The following is a 16,581-nucleotide window of genomic DNA, read 5'->3' as shown; positions in this document are numbered from 1 at the left end:
GCTGTCCGGATGGATCGATAGATTACGAATGGGGTTTTGAGAAGGAGTGGAGCGAGTGGGGAGAGGGAAAGTTTATTTGGTTGGCGCAGGTCCGGGTGATCCTAAGTTGATCACCGTACGCGGCATGGAAGCGATTCGGCGTGCCGATGTCATTGTCTACGACAGGCTGGCCAGTCCCAGGCTGCTTAAGCACCGCAAGCCGGAATCGGAACTGATATTTGTGGGCAAGACACCGGACAAGCACATGATGAAGCAGGAGAATATCAATCAGCTCCTGGTCGATTTGGGCCTTCAGGGTAAGATTGTGACACGTTTGAAAGGCGGAGACCCGAGCGTATTCGGCCGGGTCGGGGAAGAAGCGGAGCTTCTCGCCGATCATAACGTCCCTTTTGAAATTGTTCCCGGCATTACGTCTGCCATAGCTGTGCCTGCCTATGCAGGAATACCGGTGACTCACCGGGACTTCACTTCTTCCGTTGCCATTATTACCGGGCATGAATATCCGAATAAAACGTACACGAAGCTCGATTGGGAGCATTTGGCGAAAGGGATCGGCACGCTTGTCTTCCTGATGGGCGTAGCCAATCTCGAGCAAATCAGCGAGCAGCTGATTCAATATGGAAAACCGGCCGATCTCCCGGTAGCTTTAATCCGCTGGGGAACCTGGACGGAGCAGCAGACGCTTGTAGGAACGCTGGCTGATATTAGCCGCAAAGCCAAGGAAGCCGGCTTCCAGTCCCCGGCCGTCATTATTATCGGCGAAGTTGTCAAGCTGCGCGAGAAGCTGGCCTGGATTGAGAAGAAGCCTCTCTTCGGCAAACGGGTTCTCGTTACGAGGGCCCGCAGCCAGGCGAGCGAGCTGGTCGAGCTGATCGAAGAGCTTGGCGGGGAGCCGCTGGAATTTCCGGTTATCCAGATTCAGCCGCCGAGCAGCGCCGAAGCCCGGCGCCTGCTGGATGTAGCCATCGGCAGGCTTGAGGAATTTGATTGGGTCGTATTCACAAGCGTGAACGGCGTAGAGTTCTTCTTCCGTCGTATGAGGGAACTGCGTCAAGATTTCCGGGTATTGGCGGGGGCAAGCATTGCCGCTGTCGGGCCCAAAACCGCTGAAGCGCTGGAGGCTCACGGGATCTATACCCAGACGCCGGTTCCCGGACAATTCGATGGAGATGAGCTGCTGAAAGAGCTTGGACAAGTTGTTCGTCCGGGGCAGCGAGCTCTGCTCGCAACCGGAGACCTCGCCCGCAAAGCATTGCCGGAAGGCCTGCGCAGCCTGGGACTCGAGGTGACGGAAATAGACGTCTACGAGAACGTGCTGTCTACGGAAGGCGGCGAAGAGGTGTTGAATCTTCTTCAGGAAGGGAAGATTCACATTACGACCTTCACAAGCTCGTCAACAGTGACGAACCTGATGGAAGCGCTGAGCCGGCTTGGAGCGGAAGACCCGTGCGCTTTGCTGCAGGGTACAGAAACCGCGTGTATCGGTCCCAAGACGGCAGATACGCTGGCCCGCTATGAGATCGCTGCCGCTTACATGCCGCCGGAAGCGACGGTTACTTCTCTAGTAGAAACAATTGCTTCGGGACGCAGGACTTTAAACTATGCGGGCCTTGAGACTCCCGGTTCCTGAGATACTGCAGGCTTATACACAGCCGGACAGCGATTAAATAGACAGGATCTTTAAATATTCGATAGGATAGGAAGTTGCGGGTGAAAGTTCTCCAAATGCGGCTTTCTATTCATATGTTTAACTAAGGAGGCAGTTTCAATGAGTTTTCCAGTTGTAAGACACCGCCGTTTGCGCGGTTCCGCGGCGATGCGTAATTTAGTGCGTGAGAATGCGCTGTCTGTGCATGATCTTATCCAGCCGATTTTTGTAGAAGCGGGAACGAATGTGAAGAGTGAAATTCCGTCCATGCCGGGCGTTTACCATTTTTCTCTAGACCGCCTGGAAGAAGAAATTCATGAAATATCGGAACTGGGTATTCAAGGAATTCTGCTGTTTGGTGTTCCTGAAACGAAGGATGCCGTAGGCTCCTCTGCTTTCGCTGAGGATGGGATCGTCCAGCAGGCAACCCGTCTCATCAAAAAATGGAATCCGAATCTGCTGGTGATCGCCGATACCTGCCTCTGCCAGTTTACGGATACGGGGCACTGCGGAGTGGTTCATCACAATCCGGAAACCGGCTGTGCCGATATCGCTAATGACGAGTCGCTGGAGCTTCTGGTCCGCACCGCAGTTTCCCAGGCCAAAGCCGGGGCAGATATCATCGCCCCTTCGAATATGATGGACGGTTATGTTCATGCGATTCGCACCGGCCTTGATGCCGAGGGGCTGGAGCATGTGCCTGTGATGGCATACTCGGTGAAATACTCCTCCGCGTACTACGGTCCTTTCCGTGATGCGGCACACTCCACTCCTCAATTCGGTGACCGCAAGACGTATCAGATGGACCCGGCCAACTCCCGCGAAGCACTCCGTGAAGCGGAAAGCGATGTGCTCGAAGGCGCGGACTTCCTTATGGTGAAGCCAGCACTCGCCTATCTGGACGTTCTTCAAATGCTGAAGCAGAACTTTGACCTCCCGCTTGTGGCTTACAATGTAAGCGCCGAGTATTCGATGGTTAAAGCTGCCGCGCAGAACGGATGGATTAACGAGAAGGAAATCGTGCTCGAGACGCTGCTTGGTTTCAAACGTGCCGGAGCCGATATCATTCTGACATACCATGCCAAAGACGCGGCGCGCTGGTTAAAAGAATCTTAAGAACTGGCCTCTTGCGTATGCATGGTATCTCTCCGCATGATCCTGACAAGGTGGTGCGGGGAGTTTTTTATAATCGTATAACGTCACTCGGGGTTAAGAACAAATAAGAACACATTTATTTAGGCGCTTTGTCAAACTTTTGTCGGAAAAGACCGGCAGGGCGCGGTTGTGAGGGAGTTATAATTAGGGCATAATGGTAACAAATCATGACAGGATCAGGAGAAGGTGTCTCGTGATAAACAACGATCGTTTTATTAGAGCAAGCCGCAAGGAAGAAGTGGATCAACTGCCTGTGTGGTATATGCGCCAAGCTGGACGCTACGACCCGGATTACCGCAAAATTAAAGAAAAGTATTCTTTGCTTGAGATTTGTAAGCAGCCTGAATTAGCAGCTGAGGTTACGCTGATGCCGATTAAGAAGCTTGGCGTAGATGCAGCTATTTTATATTCGGATATAATGAATCCGGTAGCTTCTCTGGGAATTAATTTCGACATTGTAAAAGATGTTGGCCCCGTCATTGAGAATCCGATTCGTTCGGGCGAGGATGTAGCCCGTCTGAAGCCGATTGATGTGGAAGCCGATTTGTCCCACGTTATTGAAACGATCCGCATTCTGGACCGGGAGCTGACGGTACCGCTTATTACGTTTGCAGGAGCTCCGTTTACGATTGCCAGTTATTTAATCGAAGGACGCCCTTCAAAGAACTACATACGCACCAAAGAAATGATGTACGGCAGTCCGCAAATCTGGTTCGCACTGATGGATAAACTCGGGGATATGGTTATCACTTATCTGCGGGCGCACATTGCGGCGGGGGCAAAAGCCGTCCAGTTGTTTGATTCCTGGGTGGGGGCGCTGGCTCCGGAAGATTTCCGGGTATTCGTGCTTCCTACTATCCAGAAGATTTTCCGCGGACTAGAAGATTTGCCGCAGTCCAAGATTTACTTCCCGGGCGTCAGCTCGGGCGAGCTGCTGCCGCTTCTTACAGACCTTCAGGCGGATGTGATCGGCCTCGACTGGCGCGTTTCGATCTCGGAAGGCCGCCGCAGATTAGGCAGCCGTTACGCCGTCCAAGGGAACCTTGATCCATTTGTGCTGACGGCTCCGATGGATGTCATTCAAGAGCATGCGAAGCGGATCATTGATGACGGCATTCAAGAGCCGGGTTATATTTTCAATCTCGGACACGGATTGTTCCCGGAAGCGTCTTTGGATAAACTCAAAGAATTGACTGATTTCATACATTCGTATTCCGCCAAAGCGATCGCAAAGCGGAACGCGGGCAGGGGGGTCTAAGACATGGAAAAGCAAAAAGTAGGCGTTCTCGTCATGTCCTACGGTACGCCCCAGAGCATGGATGATGTGGAGGCTTATTATACGCACATCCGGCGCGGAAACAAGCCGAGTCCGGAGCAGCTCGGGGAGCTTGCGAGCCGTTATGAAGCGATCGTAGGGGGAGTATTCCCTCTTCGCGAGCATACCGATAATCAAGTTTCCGGTCTGCAGAAGACGCTGCAGAAGGAACATCCGGATGTGGAGTTCGTTTGTTTTCAAGGTCTGAAGCATGCACAACCTTTCATTGAAGACGGTGTGTATTCAATGGCCGAGAGCGGGATAAAAGAAGCGGTTGGAATCGTTCTGGCGCCTCACTATTCCACCATGAGCATTGCCAGCTACAACAAACGCGCGCAAGAAAAGGCAGCGGAGCATGGCATAAAGATGGCGTGCGTTGACAGCTATCATCTGCATCCGAAACTTCTTCAAGCTCTGTCGGAACGGGTAGAGCGCGCACTAGAGAAATTCGCCGATGCGGACCGCTCCAGCGTACGTATTCTTTTCTCGGCCCACAGTCTGCCGGAGAAAATTCTCGAACTCGGCGATCCATACCCGGAGCAGCTTCTGGAGACTTCCAGAGCTGTTGCGGAGAAGACGGGCGTAACGAACTGGCAGTTTGCCTGGCAGAGTGCCGGACGGACGGCTGCGCCCTGGCTCGGACCGGACATTCTGGATGTACTGCGTTCCGTAAGTGAAGAGGGCGTAGAGCGTGTCCTGATCTGTCCGATCGGGTTCGTCTCGGATCATCTGGAAGTGCTTTACGATATCGACATTGAATGCCGCCAATTGGCGGAAGAGCTCGGCCTGCATCTGGAACGGACAGAATCGCTTAATACGGATCCTCTGTACATGGAAACGCTCAGCGATACGGTCTGGAACAAATACGGCGAGTTAAAATCGCAGGATGAATGATCACCAGGGGGAGCGCTGAATTCGGGCGCCCCTTTGCATTTTTATAATCCGGATTTCCCAGGAGGTCCGGGCAGAAAGGGACGTTGACCATGAGCCAGGCACGGAAAGTGATCGTTATCGGCGGAGGTATCACCGGCATGACGGCAGCTTACTATCTGAAAAAAAGGTTGGATGCCGGCGGTTTTAAGGCTGACATCACACTGGTTGAGGGTGCGGAAAGTCTGGGCGGCAGAATCAATACGCTGAGAAAGGACGGCTTCGTGATCGAGAAGGGGCCGGATTCTTTCCTGGCGCGCAAGCTTCCGATCATTGAACTCAGCAAGGAGCTTGGGCTTGAGGACGAGCTGACCGGCACCAATCCGGAAGCGAAGAAGACGTATATCCTTCGCGACGGCAAGCTGCATCCGATGCCTCCCGGTCTCGTGCTTGGCATTCCGACGGAGCTCGGCCCGTTCATGAGAACGGCTCTCGTATCTCCGGCCGGTAAGGCGCGCGCGCTGCTTGATCTCATCCTCCCCAAGAAGGAGGAGCCGGGGGATGAGTCCCTGGGCCACTTCCTGGAGCGCAGGCTCGGCAAGGAAGTGCTGGAGCAGGTTGTGGAACCGCTGCTGGCGGGCATTTATGCGGGAGATACATTTGCGCTGAGCCTTCAATCCACCTTCCCGCAGTTCGGGGAATTGGAGCAGGAGCATCGCAGTCTCATCTACGGAATGATGAATAACCGCAAACAGACCCAGCTGGAAGCAAGAAACTTGCCGGTACCCGGACGGAAGTCGACGTTCCTTACTTATAAGAACGGGCTGAGTACGCTTGTGCAGCGGCTGGAGGAAGTTCTGCGGGACAGCGGAGTAAATATCCGTACCGGAGTGAAAGTAAGGGAGATGGGAAAGCAGGGGGGACGTTACCGGGTTGTGCTGGGTAACGGACAGACGGAAGAAGCGGACAGTGTCATTGTAACGCTGCCGACTTATCATACGGCAGAGCTCCTGGGTGAACTGCCTGGCGTAGAGAAGCTGAAAGCGATCAACTATGTATCCGTTGCGAATGTGGTGCTTGCTTACCGGCAGGAGGACGCCAATGTATCGTTCGATGGCTCAGGGTTCCTGATCCCGCGGTTAGAGGGACGCAGCATTACAGCCTGCACATGGACCTCGGCGAAGTGGCTTCATACGGCTCCTGAGGGCCATGTGCTGCTCCGCTGCTATGTAGGCCGCTCCGGAGCGGAGGACTGGGTAGAACTGAGCGACGAGGAGCTGGTCGCGAAGGTGCGCCAAGATGTCGCCGAGCTGATGGGAATAGAGGCGGAGCCTCTGTTCCATGAGGTGACCCGGCTTCACCGCTCGATGCCGCAGTACCCGGTCGGCCATCTCGACAACATCCGCGAGCTGCGCAGCGAGCTGGCGGAACAGATGCCGGGCGTCTACGTTACCGGCGCGGGTTTCAATGGAGTCGGGCTGCCGGACTGCATCAGGCAGGGGCGCGACACGGCCTATGAAGCGGCAGACCGGCTGATGGCTTCGACTGCCGTGGACGGCCTGGACGGCCTGGACGCCATAGGCGGCATAGACGGCGTGGCGGCTTCAGCAGCTCCTGGGCGGCAAGCGAGATCGTAAGGGCGGGGCTGGAATTCAAAGCGCGATCGAATCGAAGACACAAGGTGACCGGAAATACGATCGGAAATGCGATCAAATTCAATCAGCACGCAATCAAATGCAATCAAAATGCGATCAAATGCAATCAACATGCAATCAAAACCAATCAACATGCAGTCAAATGCGATCAAAATGCGATCAAATGTGATCGGTAATGCAAGCAGAAATGCGATCTTGAAGCACCAATCTCTGCCGGATGAACCCGCGGCTCAGCACAAGAACCGATTGCCGTGTATAATAAAGGGTATCGGCTGTGAAGCCAGGCTGTTCTCTTGTGAGAACGGCTTTCGTCTTCTCGTATATTAACGGAGAAGAATTAACTATGACCCAGGGGGTTATTGTCTAATGGAAATGAACCACAAGCGAATAGATACCCGATCAGCGGAAGCTTTTGCCGAAGCTAAGCAGTATCTTCCCGGAGGAGTGAACAGTCCGGTACGCGCCTTCAAATCAGTCGGCTTGACGCCTGTGTATATGGAGCGCGGGGCCGGACCTCGCGTGTATGATATCGATGGCAACGAATACCTCGATTATATCGGGTCTTGGGGGCCGCTTATTCTCGGACATGCTCAGCCGGATGTGATTGAAGCTGTCCGCTCCATGGCCGAGAAGGGTACGAGCTTCGGTGCGCCGACTCTAATCGAAACGGAAATGGCCAAGCTTGTAGTGGAGCGTGTGCCGTCCGTCGAAATCGTACGTATGGTTAACTCCGGTACGGAAGCTACCATGAGTGCGCTGCGTCTGGCGCGCGGATACACGAAGCGCAACAAGATCGTTAAGTTCGAAGGCAGCTATCACGGCCATGCGGATGCGCTGCTCATCAAAGCCGGTTCCGGCGTAGCGACTCTGGGCCTGCCGGATAGCCCAGGTGTACCTGAGTCGGTGGCCGTTAATACATTGACTGTACCGTATAACGACCTTGATTCCATCCGCCTTGTGTTTGAGAAATACGGTGAAGACATCGCCGCTGTGATCGTCGAGCCGATTGCGGGCAATATGGGCGTCGTGCCTCCGCTTCCCGGATTCCTGCAAGGTCTCAGGGATGTAACGACAGAATATGGCGCAGTCCTGATCTTCGATGAGGTTATGACCGGATTCCGCGTTCATTTGAACTGTGCGCAGGGATTATACGGAGTGACTCCTGATCTGACTTGTATGGGGAAAGTGATCGGCGGCGGACTTCCGGTCGGCGCTTATGGCGGACGCAAAGAAATCATGGAGCAGATTGCTCCGAGCGGACCGATTTATCAGGCAGGCACTTTGTCGGGCAACCCGCTCGCGATGGCGGCGGGCTATACGACCCTCAAGCTGCTTGGAGAGCCGGGCGTATACGAGGGATTGGAGCGCAAAGCCGCCCGTCTTGAGGAAGGTTTCCTGGCGAATGCCAAAGAAGTCGGGATTGCCAGCACGATTAACCGCGTCGGTTCGATGGTATGCCCGTTCTTTACCGAGCAGCGCGTCATCAACTACGATACGGCCAAAACATCGGATTTATCCGTGTTCACCCGATATTTCGGCAATCTGCTTGATTTGGGTATTTCTGTAGCTCCTTCGCAATTCGAAGGAATGTTTGTGTCTACGGCTCATACGGACGAAGATATCGAGAAAACAATTGACATGCAGCGTGAAGCACTGAAAAGGCTGTAACGGAATAGTGTTAGGCTTTAGAATCCTTATAACGTGTACGTGAATGGATGGGCTGTCCCAAAAGGGTAAACCTGATTGAGACAACTCGATAATATGTGCAAAAGAACCTTCAAACCACTATAAAAGTGGATCTGAAGGTTCTTTTTTAACCGAATATCACGTGAAAAGTGGGGGACTGAATTTTCTTGAAGTGACTTTTGGAACAGCCCCGTCTTTTAGTGTCAGTTGCGGCCTGCGGACCGTTGTCTAACTATTGCGGTTCGTTGGCGCTTCTTTGCCTGTTGCCACGGCAACACCAGTAATTCCGCCTGGCCCGGCTGGCCCGCCTGGACTTGCCGGTGAAGGACCCGTGATGGCCGGTTAAACGGCTAACCAGAGACCCGCCAAAGAATAGGGACCGTGAAGACTGCGAAGGCTGCGGAGGAGAAAGCCGACCAGGAGCAGGCTTCATTTCTTTTGAGAATGGAATCTGGTAAAATGATCTAGACTTTTCGAGAGAAGATCGGAGCTGAGTTACGGTTGAAACGCTATTACTTTTTTGATTTCCCGATCGATTTAATCGCGGTTGTTTGTGTGTTTGTCCTGCTGCTCGCCATCTGGGCGGCCGGGATGAGGAAAGGGGGAAGACGCCATGATGCACGCGGCAGGCAAGCGAAAAGGAGAATGGATTGAGCTTAGGGTCCCGTCTGAACAAGCGGCGTGGGAGGATGTGTACCCGCTTCTGCCTATCCCGCAGAAACTCTGGCGCAAGCTGGAACGCGAAGGAGGCATCCGGAGCCAGGGGCCTCGTCTGCTGCTGCGGATCTTCCCGCAGGAAGCCCCATCCGTTCCGGCTGAATGGACGGAACTGGAGATTGTGTACGAGGATGATTATCTCCTCGTCGTCAACAAGCCGGCCGGGATGGCGGTGCATCCTGCGGAGCCCGGTCAAGGTGGCACACTGGCGAATGCGGTCGCCGGCTACTACGAGTCGACAGGCCAGGGCTGCGCCGTCAGGCATATCCACCGCCTCGACCAGGATACGAGCGGCGCTGTGCTGTACGCCAAGTACGAGCTGCCGCATCTGCTGCTGGACGAAGCCATGCGCGAGAAAGCCGTCGGGCGCATCTACGCGGCTGTATGTGCAGGCCATCCTGCGCCGCCGTCAGGCACTATCGCGGCTCCGATCGGCCGGGACAGGCACCACCGGAGCCGCAGGCGCGTATCGCCGGGCGGAGATGCTGCCGTTACGCATTACCGGACGGTGCAGACTTTCCGGGATGCGGCCCTCCTGGAGCTGCGTCTTGAAACCGGACGGACGCACCAGATCCGCGTTCATATGAGTCACCTGGGGCACCCGCTTCTGGGGGATACCTTGTACGGCGGATCACCGAAGCTGTTCGGGCGTCAGGCACTGCATGGAGCGCGGCTGCTGCTCCGGCACCCGATCACAGGGGAAGAGCTGGATCTTGAGGCCTCTTACCCGGATGACTTTAACGGTCTTCTTGCATCGCTTTTGTATAAAAACTAAAAAGGCAGTCATGCCGTCCTCCTTCTACCCATATATATAAGATAGAACGGGTGGTCCTGCGGTAATTCATATGTTAAATAAGGGACAACCGAAGGGAGGATGGCAGCGTGACGGAAGAGCAGAACGGTCTGCGATTCGATATTTATGAACGCGTGCATTTGGCGGACGAAGCCGCCGACATACGGGATCTTGAAGATGTGGAACTGGTTCCGCGCATCGAGGTCATTACCCAACAGGAACAGGCGCTGCTTAAAGGAAACCTGCAACTGAATGGAAGTTATCTGGATGATCAGGAAACAAAGCGCACGCTGGAACACTATATCCCGGTCGAGATTACGCTGCCTTTAAACCGGGTGCAGCGGATCGAGGACATTCTCGTGGAAATCGAGACGTTCGACGTAGATGTATTGTCTGCCCGCAGTATAAATGTAACGGGGGTCTTGTCCCTGCATGGGGTGGAGACGGCTCTGGACGGCGGGGTATGGGCCGAGGAGGAAGAAGTTCTCTTCGTTCACGAACCGGCTGCCCGGGCTGACGAAGAACCGGTCCAGCAGATTATTCAAACCCAATATACGGGGGATTCGCAGCCGTTCCGACAGCAGCAGCAGTTCCAGTCCGGGGCAGCCTGCCAGGAGCAGCAGCATCGGCAAGACGCGGGAAACCGGCAGCAGGATCAGCTAAGGAACCCGTCTGAAAATGCGGCATATTCGGACGGGCCGGCCGGGGCCTCTCATCTGTCGACCTACGGGAACAGTCTGTACGCTGCTTCTGAGGCGGATAATCCGTGGCTTAGAGAGACGCGTTCAGAGCGGCAGGAGCCCAGAGCAGAACCCACGGCTTTTAATCCCTGGGAGGTACAAGAGAAAGGCCGGCAGACCTCGGCGGATGAGCCGGTCTCTTCGTCTTTCTCCGATTCGGACAGCAGATTCGGAGAGTTGACACTGAGTCAAGTCGCCTCGGATCAGAAGCCGGGCCTCCAAGAGTCGGCTGGTCCCCATATATCCGAAGAAGAAGATGGCAAACGGATACGGGAATCTTCGCCGGCTTATGATACGGAATCTGCGGCGGAACCCAAGATAGACGTACAACCGGAGCTTAAACCGGCCAGAGAACCCCTGCAGCAGGATGTTCAAAAGAACGAAACGCAGGGGACCGAGGAGAAGCTGGAGAACGATCTCGCCTTTGAAGCGCAGCTGTATACAGAAGTAGAGCAGGCGGAAGCCTCAGCCGAACCGGCTGCGGAGGAAGAGCCGAAGGAGCTTAAGGTAGCGTTCGGAAGCAGACGGCCGGAAGATGATGCATCCAGTCACCAGAACGGGATTCAGTCCCTTTACTCGGGCTCCGCTGTAAGCGAACGGACGGATCGTAAAGAACGGGAAACGGAAATTCCGGTGGCGGAGGACTCCAAAGCGGATGCTTTGGAATGGAAGAAGCTCTTTATTAACGGGGAGCAGGAAGTGCAGAAGTTCCGTAAAGTCACCATGTGCATTGTGCAGAAGGAAGAAACGATTGAAACGATTGCGAGAAAATATGAAGTGAACGCCAGAGAACTGCAGCTGTACAACCGGCTCGAAGAGCAGGATGTCAATGCAGGGCAGATTCTGTATATACCGAGATCCAAAACGAGCGGGGAATAACGTCAGCCTGTAAGGCTGCATTCATTCTTTATTGCCAGGAGCTGCTTAAGCGGCTCTTTTTTGTGCTGTCCGGCGTAAAATGGAGTCACACAGCGGTTAATCCTGGAGAAAACGCGGCAAAAACAGCCCTTGAGTCCGGCAAAGATTGGGCTGAAAGAAGGAAGGCTTTTCTGAAATTATGTCCCGGGTCACTGCCGGAGGGCTCTGAAACCCGTGAAAGTATGAAAAACAGCGGGTTTTTGCTTGTTATTCGAAGGCCGTGGAAGAGGGGAAGCCGGAAAAACTGCCGATTTGGACGGTTTTTTGATGTATCGCACGAATCTGCCCGGATAGCCGGGATCATTTTAACCCTGAATGTCCCGGGTTTGAATAGAACTAGGTCTTTGTTCTGATTATTCCGATTAACATGATAGGTTTAATGTCGAACTTATTTTATGGCCTCAAAATACATCCCTAAGACCTACACTAGTTACCCTGGCCTATACCCCGAAAATCATCGGGTCCAAATAACCGTGTCTAGGACCTGTCTTTCGAATCAACTCTTCATAATTCTCTTACGACCCCCTCAAACCGCCCAGGGCCTGGCCTAGGGCAGACTGCCCCTGTTTTTTAATAGGCAAACAGATATAAATTTTTCATAAAGGCATAGTTACAAAGGTCTGCATCCTATTAACCTGCATAGAGCTCCAAAGTAAGGATAAAACAAGTGAAAAAGCTGATTGATTATCAAAAAATTACATAAATGATAAAATCAGAAAAATCCAATCGGGAATTCCTGCTCATAACAACCATTGGTAAAATAAGCTATAGTAACTAGTCCAATTTATAACCTAGCTCCCTCCTACAATCCATACGATTTGTGACATAATTTTAGTAACATTCGGATCTGGAGGTAAATGAATGATTGATATGCATACTCACATCCTTCATGGTCTGGATGATGGGCCTATGACTCTGGAAGATTCAGTCGAAATGGCGCGTATGGCTGTGTCGAATGGAATTTCTACGGTTTTTGCCACTCCTCATCACAGGACGAGCCGTTACTTCACTTCTCCAGAGGAGATAGAAGCAGGGATAAAAAAGCTCACCGATGCTCTTGCGGGGGAAAGAATTCCGCTTGAAGTCAGAGGCGGGCAGGAGATTAGGATCACGCGCAGCTTGATCGATGATTGGTATGACGGGGGCCTACTTACTCTTGGAGGAACCCGCTATGTGCTGATTGAATGCCCATCGCATGAAATCCCTGATGATCTGGCAGAGATCTGCCACGAACTGTCTATTCTCGGGAAAGTGCCGGTTATTGCGCATCCGGAACGGAATAGGGCGGTGGCGGAAGATCCGGATAAGCTGCTGGAGCTTATGGAGTGGGGAGCTGTTTTTCAAATGACGGCGGACTCTCTGCTTGGCACATTCGGCCCTAGAGTTGAGACGCTTGCCTACGACTTGTGCTCCCGCCGTCTTATTCATCTGGTTGCGTCGGACGCGCATGACCGGGTAAGAAGGCCGTTTAGACTCGGGGAAGCTTATTCGCGGATAGAAGAGCGGATTGACGGGGATTTTGCGGAATATTGCCGCAGTAATGCCCGGCTGCTTGCCGAGGACTCTCCCTTGCAGCATGGGGAGCCGGTTGCTTCCAAGCCACGAGGGTTGTTCGCTATTTTTCGCTGAGCCGTGCCCATGTGCGCTTTAAGATTACGCAGCGGTAATCGGTTTTTGCTTTAATGCATCAAAGTGAAAACAATGCGGTGCGTACAGCCTTAATAATCGCCTAGTTGATGAAACGCAAGGAAAGCGAGGGATTGAATGTTGTGAATATGGATTTTGAAATTAAACGTTATTTATCCGTTCTGCGTAAAAGGTTCTGGCTGATCATTCTCATTGTGTTTGTCGGATGCTCGGCTACAGGTGCGGTAAGCGCCCTGTATTTAACCCCGAAGTATCAGGCATCCACTAAGCTGATCGTAAACTCTCCTGCCAACAGCCAGGGGATGCTCCAGCTTGATATGAACGCCATCAATACGAATATAAGTCTTATCCACACGTACAAAGAGATCATTAAGACACCGGCCATTATGAATCTGGTCGTGGAGCAGCATCCTGAATTCGGTCTGACTGCAGAGGAACTCATGAAACGCATTCAGTTTACTTCGGTTAGCGATACACAGATCTTCACGCTGAGCCTGCAGGATGCCAAGTATGAAAAGGCCGCTGTAATCGTAAATACGGTCGCTCAGATGTTCCAGAAGCAAATTCCGAACATCATGAAAATCGACAATGTGTTTATTCTGCACGAGGCGGACCCGTCCAAAATACCGGCACCCGTCGAGCCTAATGTCGCCGTAAATACAGCGGTCGCTTTCGTTGCTTCGCTGATGTTTGCCCTTGGTCTCGTATTCGCACTTGAATATTTCGATGACTCATTGAAGAGCGAAGAAGACATTGAGCATTACCTGGAACTGCCCATGCTGGTTGCTGTGCCGGAAATCCGGCCGGGCGATATGAAACCGAAGCGGGCACCCTCAGGAAAGGTAGGTGAAGCAGCCGGTGTCCAATAAAGGCAGACCTATTATTGCGCATACCAATCCCATGTCGCCTATTTCGGAAACGTACCGGACCCTGCGCACCAACATTCAATATTCCGGTGTCGATGGGGACATCCGTACACTGATGGTTACATCCGCCACTCCCTGGGAAGGCAAGTCGACTACGATCGATAATCTTGCGGTGGTTTATGCACAGATGGACAAGAAGGTGCTGCTGATTGACGCAGATTTGCGCAAGCCTACGGCGCACCGGACTTTCGGCATTACCAACCGTGCAGGGTTGACGGATGTGCTGACCCATCAGATCGAGATCAGCGAAGCGCTCAAAGAAACAGAAGTGCCGGGACTCAGCGTCATAACATCCGGCACGCTCCCGCCCAATCCATCCGAAATCCTCGGATCCCAGCGGATGGCGCATCTGCTGCTGGAGCTGAAAGAGAAGTTCGATGTCATTCTCATTGACACGCCGCCGGTACTTGCCGTCAGCGATGCGCAGGTAGTTGCGTCCCAGTGCGATGGTGTACTGCTTGTGGTAAGCGCCGGGGGTGTCAAGCGGGACCTGGTACAGAAAGCGCGTGACAATCTGCAGTTCGTGCATGCGCGCATTCTGGGTGTAGTACTGAACAAGGTAGCCCGCAAAGATGCGAAGATGAACACTTATTACGATTACAGCAGTTGAAGTAACCAGGCGGTCTGTATGAAGTCTACGAGGAGGGAAGAAGATGAGCTATTCAAAACGGACGCCCATGCTGGTACTGATCGACATGATCATGGTATGGGCCTGCATTTACCTTACTTTTCTGTCGCACTACCGGGGCGGGATTCCGCCCGAAGTTATGAGCATCATTATGTTGTACACGCTCATATCCGGAGTTGCACTGGCTTGCGCGATGTTCTATTTCCAGCTGTACAACCGGATCTGGCAGTACGCAAGCGTCGGTGAAATGGTGGCGATTGCCAAAGCCGTCGTGGTCTCCTGTCTGATCTCTTACGCAATTATATCGTTTCTGTCTGCAGGCGAAATTACCCTGTACATGTTCCTGCAGAACCTGAACGGCATCCTGCTGATGCTGGGAGGTTCACGCTTTATCTGGCGCGTGTTCTGCGACAAATTCTACGGGAGCAGCTCCAGAAGCTCCAAAACGAGAGCAGGCAAACCCGCCCAGCGGACGCTTGTTGTCGGTGCCGGCAGCTGCGGAGTGATGTTCGTGAAAGAAGTCGCTCACAATGAGAGCTTCCACATGCAGCCGGTCGCGTTCATTGACGACGACCCTTACAAACAAAAGCTCCAGCTCCACGGAATACCCGTTATGGGTACCCGTCAGGATATTCCTAAGCTTGTGGAACAGCAGAAAATCGATGACATCATCATTGCGCTGCCTTCGGTTTCCAAAACACAAATTTCGGATATCATCAACATTTGCAAAACGACAAAGGCTCGTCTTAAAATCATTCCTCATATCCATGAATTCATTCAGGGAAAAATGGCAGCCAACCAGATGAGAGATGTGCAGGTTGAAGATTTGCTGGGGCGTGACCCCATTGACACGGACCTCGAGAATATCGCGGACTATGTGCAGAATAAAATCGTCCTGGTCACCGGGGCAGGCGGCTCGATCGGCTCGGAGCTTTGCCGGCAGGTAGCGCCATTCAAGCCGAGGAAGCTGCTTCTGCTCGGACACGGGGAGAACAGCATTTACGGCATTGAGATGGAAATGAGGCGCCTGCACCCGGGACTGCAGATCGAGACGGTCATTGCCGATGTTCAGGACCGGACCCGGATCGCCGATGTATTCCGGGAATTCGGACCGCAGGTGGTCTTTCATGCGGCGGCGCACAAACATGTTCCGCTCATGGAGCGAAACCCTTCCGAAGCGATAAAGAACAATGTATTCGGCAGCCGCAACGTAGCGGAATGTGCTGACGAATTCGGCGCCGAGCGCTTCGTACTCATCTCGACGGATAAAGCCGTCAATCCGACAAGCATTATGGGAACGACGAAGAGGATTGCCGAGATGTTCATCCAAAGTCTGGACAAACACAGCAAAACGAAGTTTGTGGCGGTCCGGTTCGGCAACGTGCTCGGCAGCCGGGGCAGCGTAATCCCGAGATTCAAAGATCAGATTGCCCGGGGCGGTCCGGTAACCGTTACTCACCCCGAGATGGTCCGATATTTCATGACCATTCCTGAAGCCGTTCAGCTTGTTATCCAGGCAGGGGCTTTTGCGCAGGGGGGCGAGGTATTTATTCTCGACATGGGCAAACCGGTCAAAATTGTCGATCTTGCGACAGATCTCATCCGGTTATCCGGCTATGAGCCGAATGTCGATATCGATATCCAGTTCTCGGGGATCCGGGAGGGAGAGAAGCTGTACGAGGAACTTCTCACCAGTGAAGAAGGCATGTCGTCCACGATGCACGACCGGATCTTCATCGGCAAGCCGATGAACATTAACCGGACGGAGCTTGAATTCGAGATGCGCAGGCTGGAGCGCGTACTGGGCAGCGAACCGGAGGAAATCCGTGCCCTGCTGCAGCATCTGGTCCCTACATACCGCAATGTTTCGTAAAGCCGCAAGG

At 53.3% G+C, this 16,581-nt stretch carries 13 protein-coding genes; all 13 read left to right on the top strand.

What is annotated here, in order from left to right:
- The first annotated feature begins 55 nt into the window (after nt 1-55).
- Nucleotides 56-1,630, top strand: coding sequence for a uroporphyrinogen-III C-methyltransferase (gene cobA, locus EDM21_RS13370; RefSeq protein ID WP_166541997.1), 1,575 nt, complete (start codon nt 56-58; stop codon nt 1,628-1,630).
- 138 nt (nt 1,631-1,768) lie between these two features.
- Nucleotides 1,769-2,764 (top strand): porphobilinogen synthase, encoded by a 996-nt coding sequence (gene hemB / locus EDM21_RS13365; RefSeq protein ID WP_157336219.1) that lies wholly within the window; start codon nt 1,769-1,771, stop codon nt 2,762-2,764.
- A 232-nt stretch (nt 2,765-2,996) separates the two neighbouring features.
- Nucleotides 2,997-4,061 carry a uroporphyrinogen decarboxylase gene (hemE, locus tag EDM21_RS13360; RefSeq protein WP_166541996.1) on the top strand — a complete coding sequence of 355 codons (1,065 nt, stop codon included), beginning with the start codon at nt 2,997-2,999 and terminating at the stop codon, nt 4,059-4,061.
- Between the two features lie 3 nt (nt 4,062-4,064).
- Entirely contained in the window at nt 4,065-5,012 is a 948-nt protein-coding gene (gene hemH, locus EDM21_RS13355; RefSeq protein WP_157336217.1) for a ferrochelatase, read from the top strand.
- 89 nt (nt 5,013-5,101) lie between these two features.
- A complete protein-coding gene (gene hemY / locus EDM21_RS13350) occupies nt 5,102-6,625 on the top strand; it encodes a protoporphyrinogen oxidase (protein ID WP_157336216.1) in 1,524 nt (507 codons plus the stop codon).
- A 384-nt stretch (nt 6,626-7,009) separates the two neighbouring features.
- Nucleotides 7,010-8,311: a glutamate-1-semialdehyde 2,1-aminomutase gene (gene hemL / locus EDM21_RS13345; protein WP_157336214.1), complete on the top strand. Its 1,302-nt coding sequence runs from the start codon at nt 7,010-7,012 to the stop codon at nt 8,309-8,311.
- A 519-nt stretch (nt 8,312-8,830) separates the two neighbouring features.
- Complete coding sequence (locus EDM21_RS24600; RefSeq protein WP_166541995.1) at nt 8,831-8,983, top strand: hypothetical protein; 153 nt, start codon at nt 8,831-8,833, stop codon at nt 8,981-8,983.
- Nucleotides 8,943-9,821, top strand: coding sequence for an RluA family pseudouridine synthase (locus EDM21_RS13340; RefSeq protein ID WP_235918180.1), 879 nt, complete (start codon nt 8,943-8,945; stop codon nt 9,819-9,821). Before EDM21_RS24600 ends, EDM21_RS13340 begins: the two co-directional genes overlap by 41 nt.
- Before the next feature lie 107 nt (nt 9,822-9,928).
- Nucleotides 9,929-11,458 carry a LysM peptidoglycan-binding domain-containing protein gene (locus EDM21_RS13335; protein ID WP_166541994.1) on the top strand — a complete coding sequence of 510 codons (1,530 nt, stop codon included), beginning with the start codon at nt 9,929-9,931 and terminating at the stop codon, nt 11,456-11,458.
- A gap of 900 nt (nt 11,459-12,358) precedes the next feature.
- A complete protein-coding gene (locus EDM21_RS13330) occupies nt 12,359-13,126 on the top strand; it encodes a tyrosine-protein phosphatase (protein WP_157336213.1) in 768 nt (255 codons plus the stop codon).
- A gap of 140 nt (nt 13,127-13,266) precedes the next feature.
- Nucleotides 13,267-14,013: a Wzz/FepE/Etk N-terminal domain-containing protein gene (locus EDM21_RS13325; protein WP_166542016.1), complete on the top strand. Its 747-nt coding sequence runs from the start codon at nt 13,267-13,269 to the stop codon at nt 14,011-14,013.
- A gap of 31 nt (nt 14,014-14,044) precedes the next feature.
- Nucleotides 14,045-14,680, top strand: coding sequence for a CpsD/CapB family tyrosine-protein kinase (locus tag EDM21_RS13320; protein ID WP_157336530.1), 636 nt, complete (start codon nt 14,045-14,047; stop codon nt 14,678-14,680).
- A gap of 43 nt (nt 14,681-14,723) precedes the next feature.
- The gene (locus EDM21_RS13315; RefSeq protein ID WP_157336211.1) at nt 14,724-16,571 is read left to right on the top strand and encodes a polysaccharide biosynthesis protein; all 1,848 of its coding nucleotides are present in this window, start codon (nt 14,724-14,726) and stop codon (nt 16,569-16,571) included.
- Nucleotides 16,572-16,581 lie beyond the last annotated feature (10 nt).

The organism is Paenibacillus lutrae (genome assembly GCF_009757775.1).
Classification (GTDB): domain Bacteria; phylum Bacillota; class Bacilli; order Paenibacillales; family NBRC-103111; genus Paenibacillus_F; species Paenibacillus_F lutrae.
Note: the sequence above shows the minus strand (reverse complement) of the source record. Positions and strands in the feature narration are given on the sequence as shown.

Excerpts from the sequence above, each read along its gene's own strand:
- hemY (WP_157336216.1), top strand. The coding sequence starts at position 5,102 with ATGAGCCAGGCACGGAAAGTGATCGTTATCGGCGGAGGTATCACCGGC.
- hemL (WP_157336214.1), top strand. The coding sequence starts at position 7,010 with ATGGAAATGAACCACAAGCGAATAGATACCCGATCAGCGGAAGCTTTT.
- EDM21_RS13315 (WP_157336211.1), top strand. The coding sequence starts at position 14,724 with ATGAGCTATTCAAAACGGACGCCCATGCTGGTACTGATCGACATGATC.
- EDM21_RS13320 (WP_157336530.1), top strand. The coding sequence starts at position 14,045 with ATGTCGCCTATTTCGGAAACGTACCGGACCCTGCGCACCAACATTCAA.
- hemB (WP_157336219.1), top strand. The coding sequence starts at position 1,769 with ATGAGTTTTCCAGTTGTAAGACACCGCCGTTTGCGCGGTTCCGCGGCG.
- EDM21_RS13340 (WP_235918180.1), top strand. The coding sequence starts at position 8,943 with ATGATGCACGCGGCAGGCAAGCGAAAAGGAGAATGGATTGAGCTTAGG.
- hemH (WP_157336217.1), top strand. The coding sequence starts at position 4,065 with ATGGAAAAGCAAAAAGTAGGCGTTCTCGTCATGTCCTACGGTACGCCC.
- EDM21_RS13330 (WP_157336213.1), top strand. The coding sequence starts at position 12,359 with ATGATTGATATGCATACTCACATCCTTCATGGTCTGGATGATGGGCCT.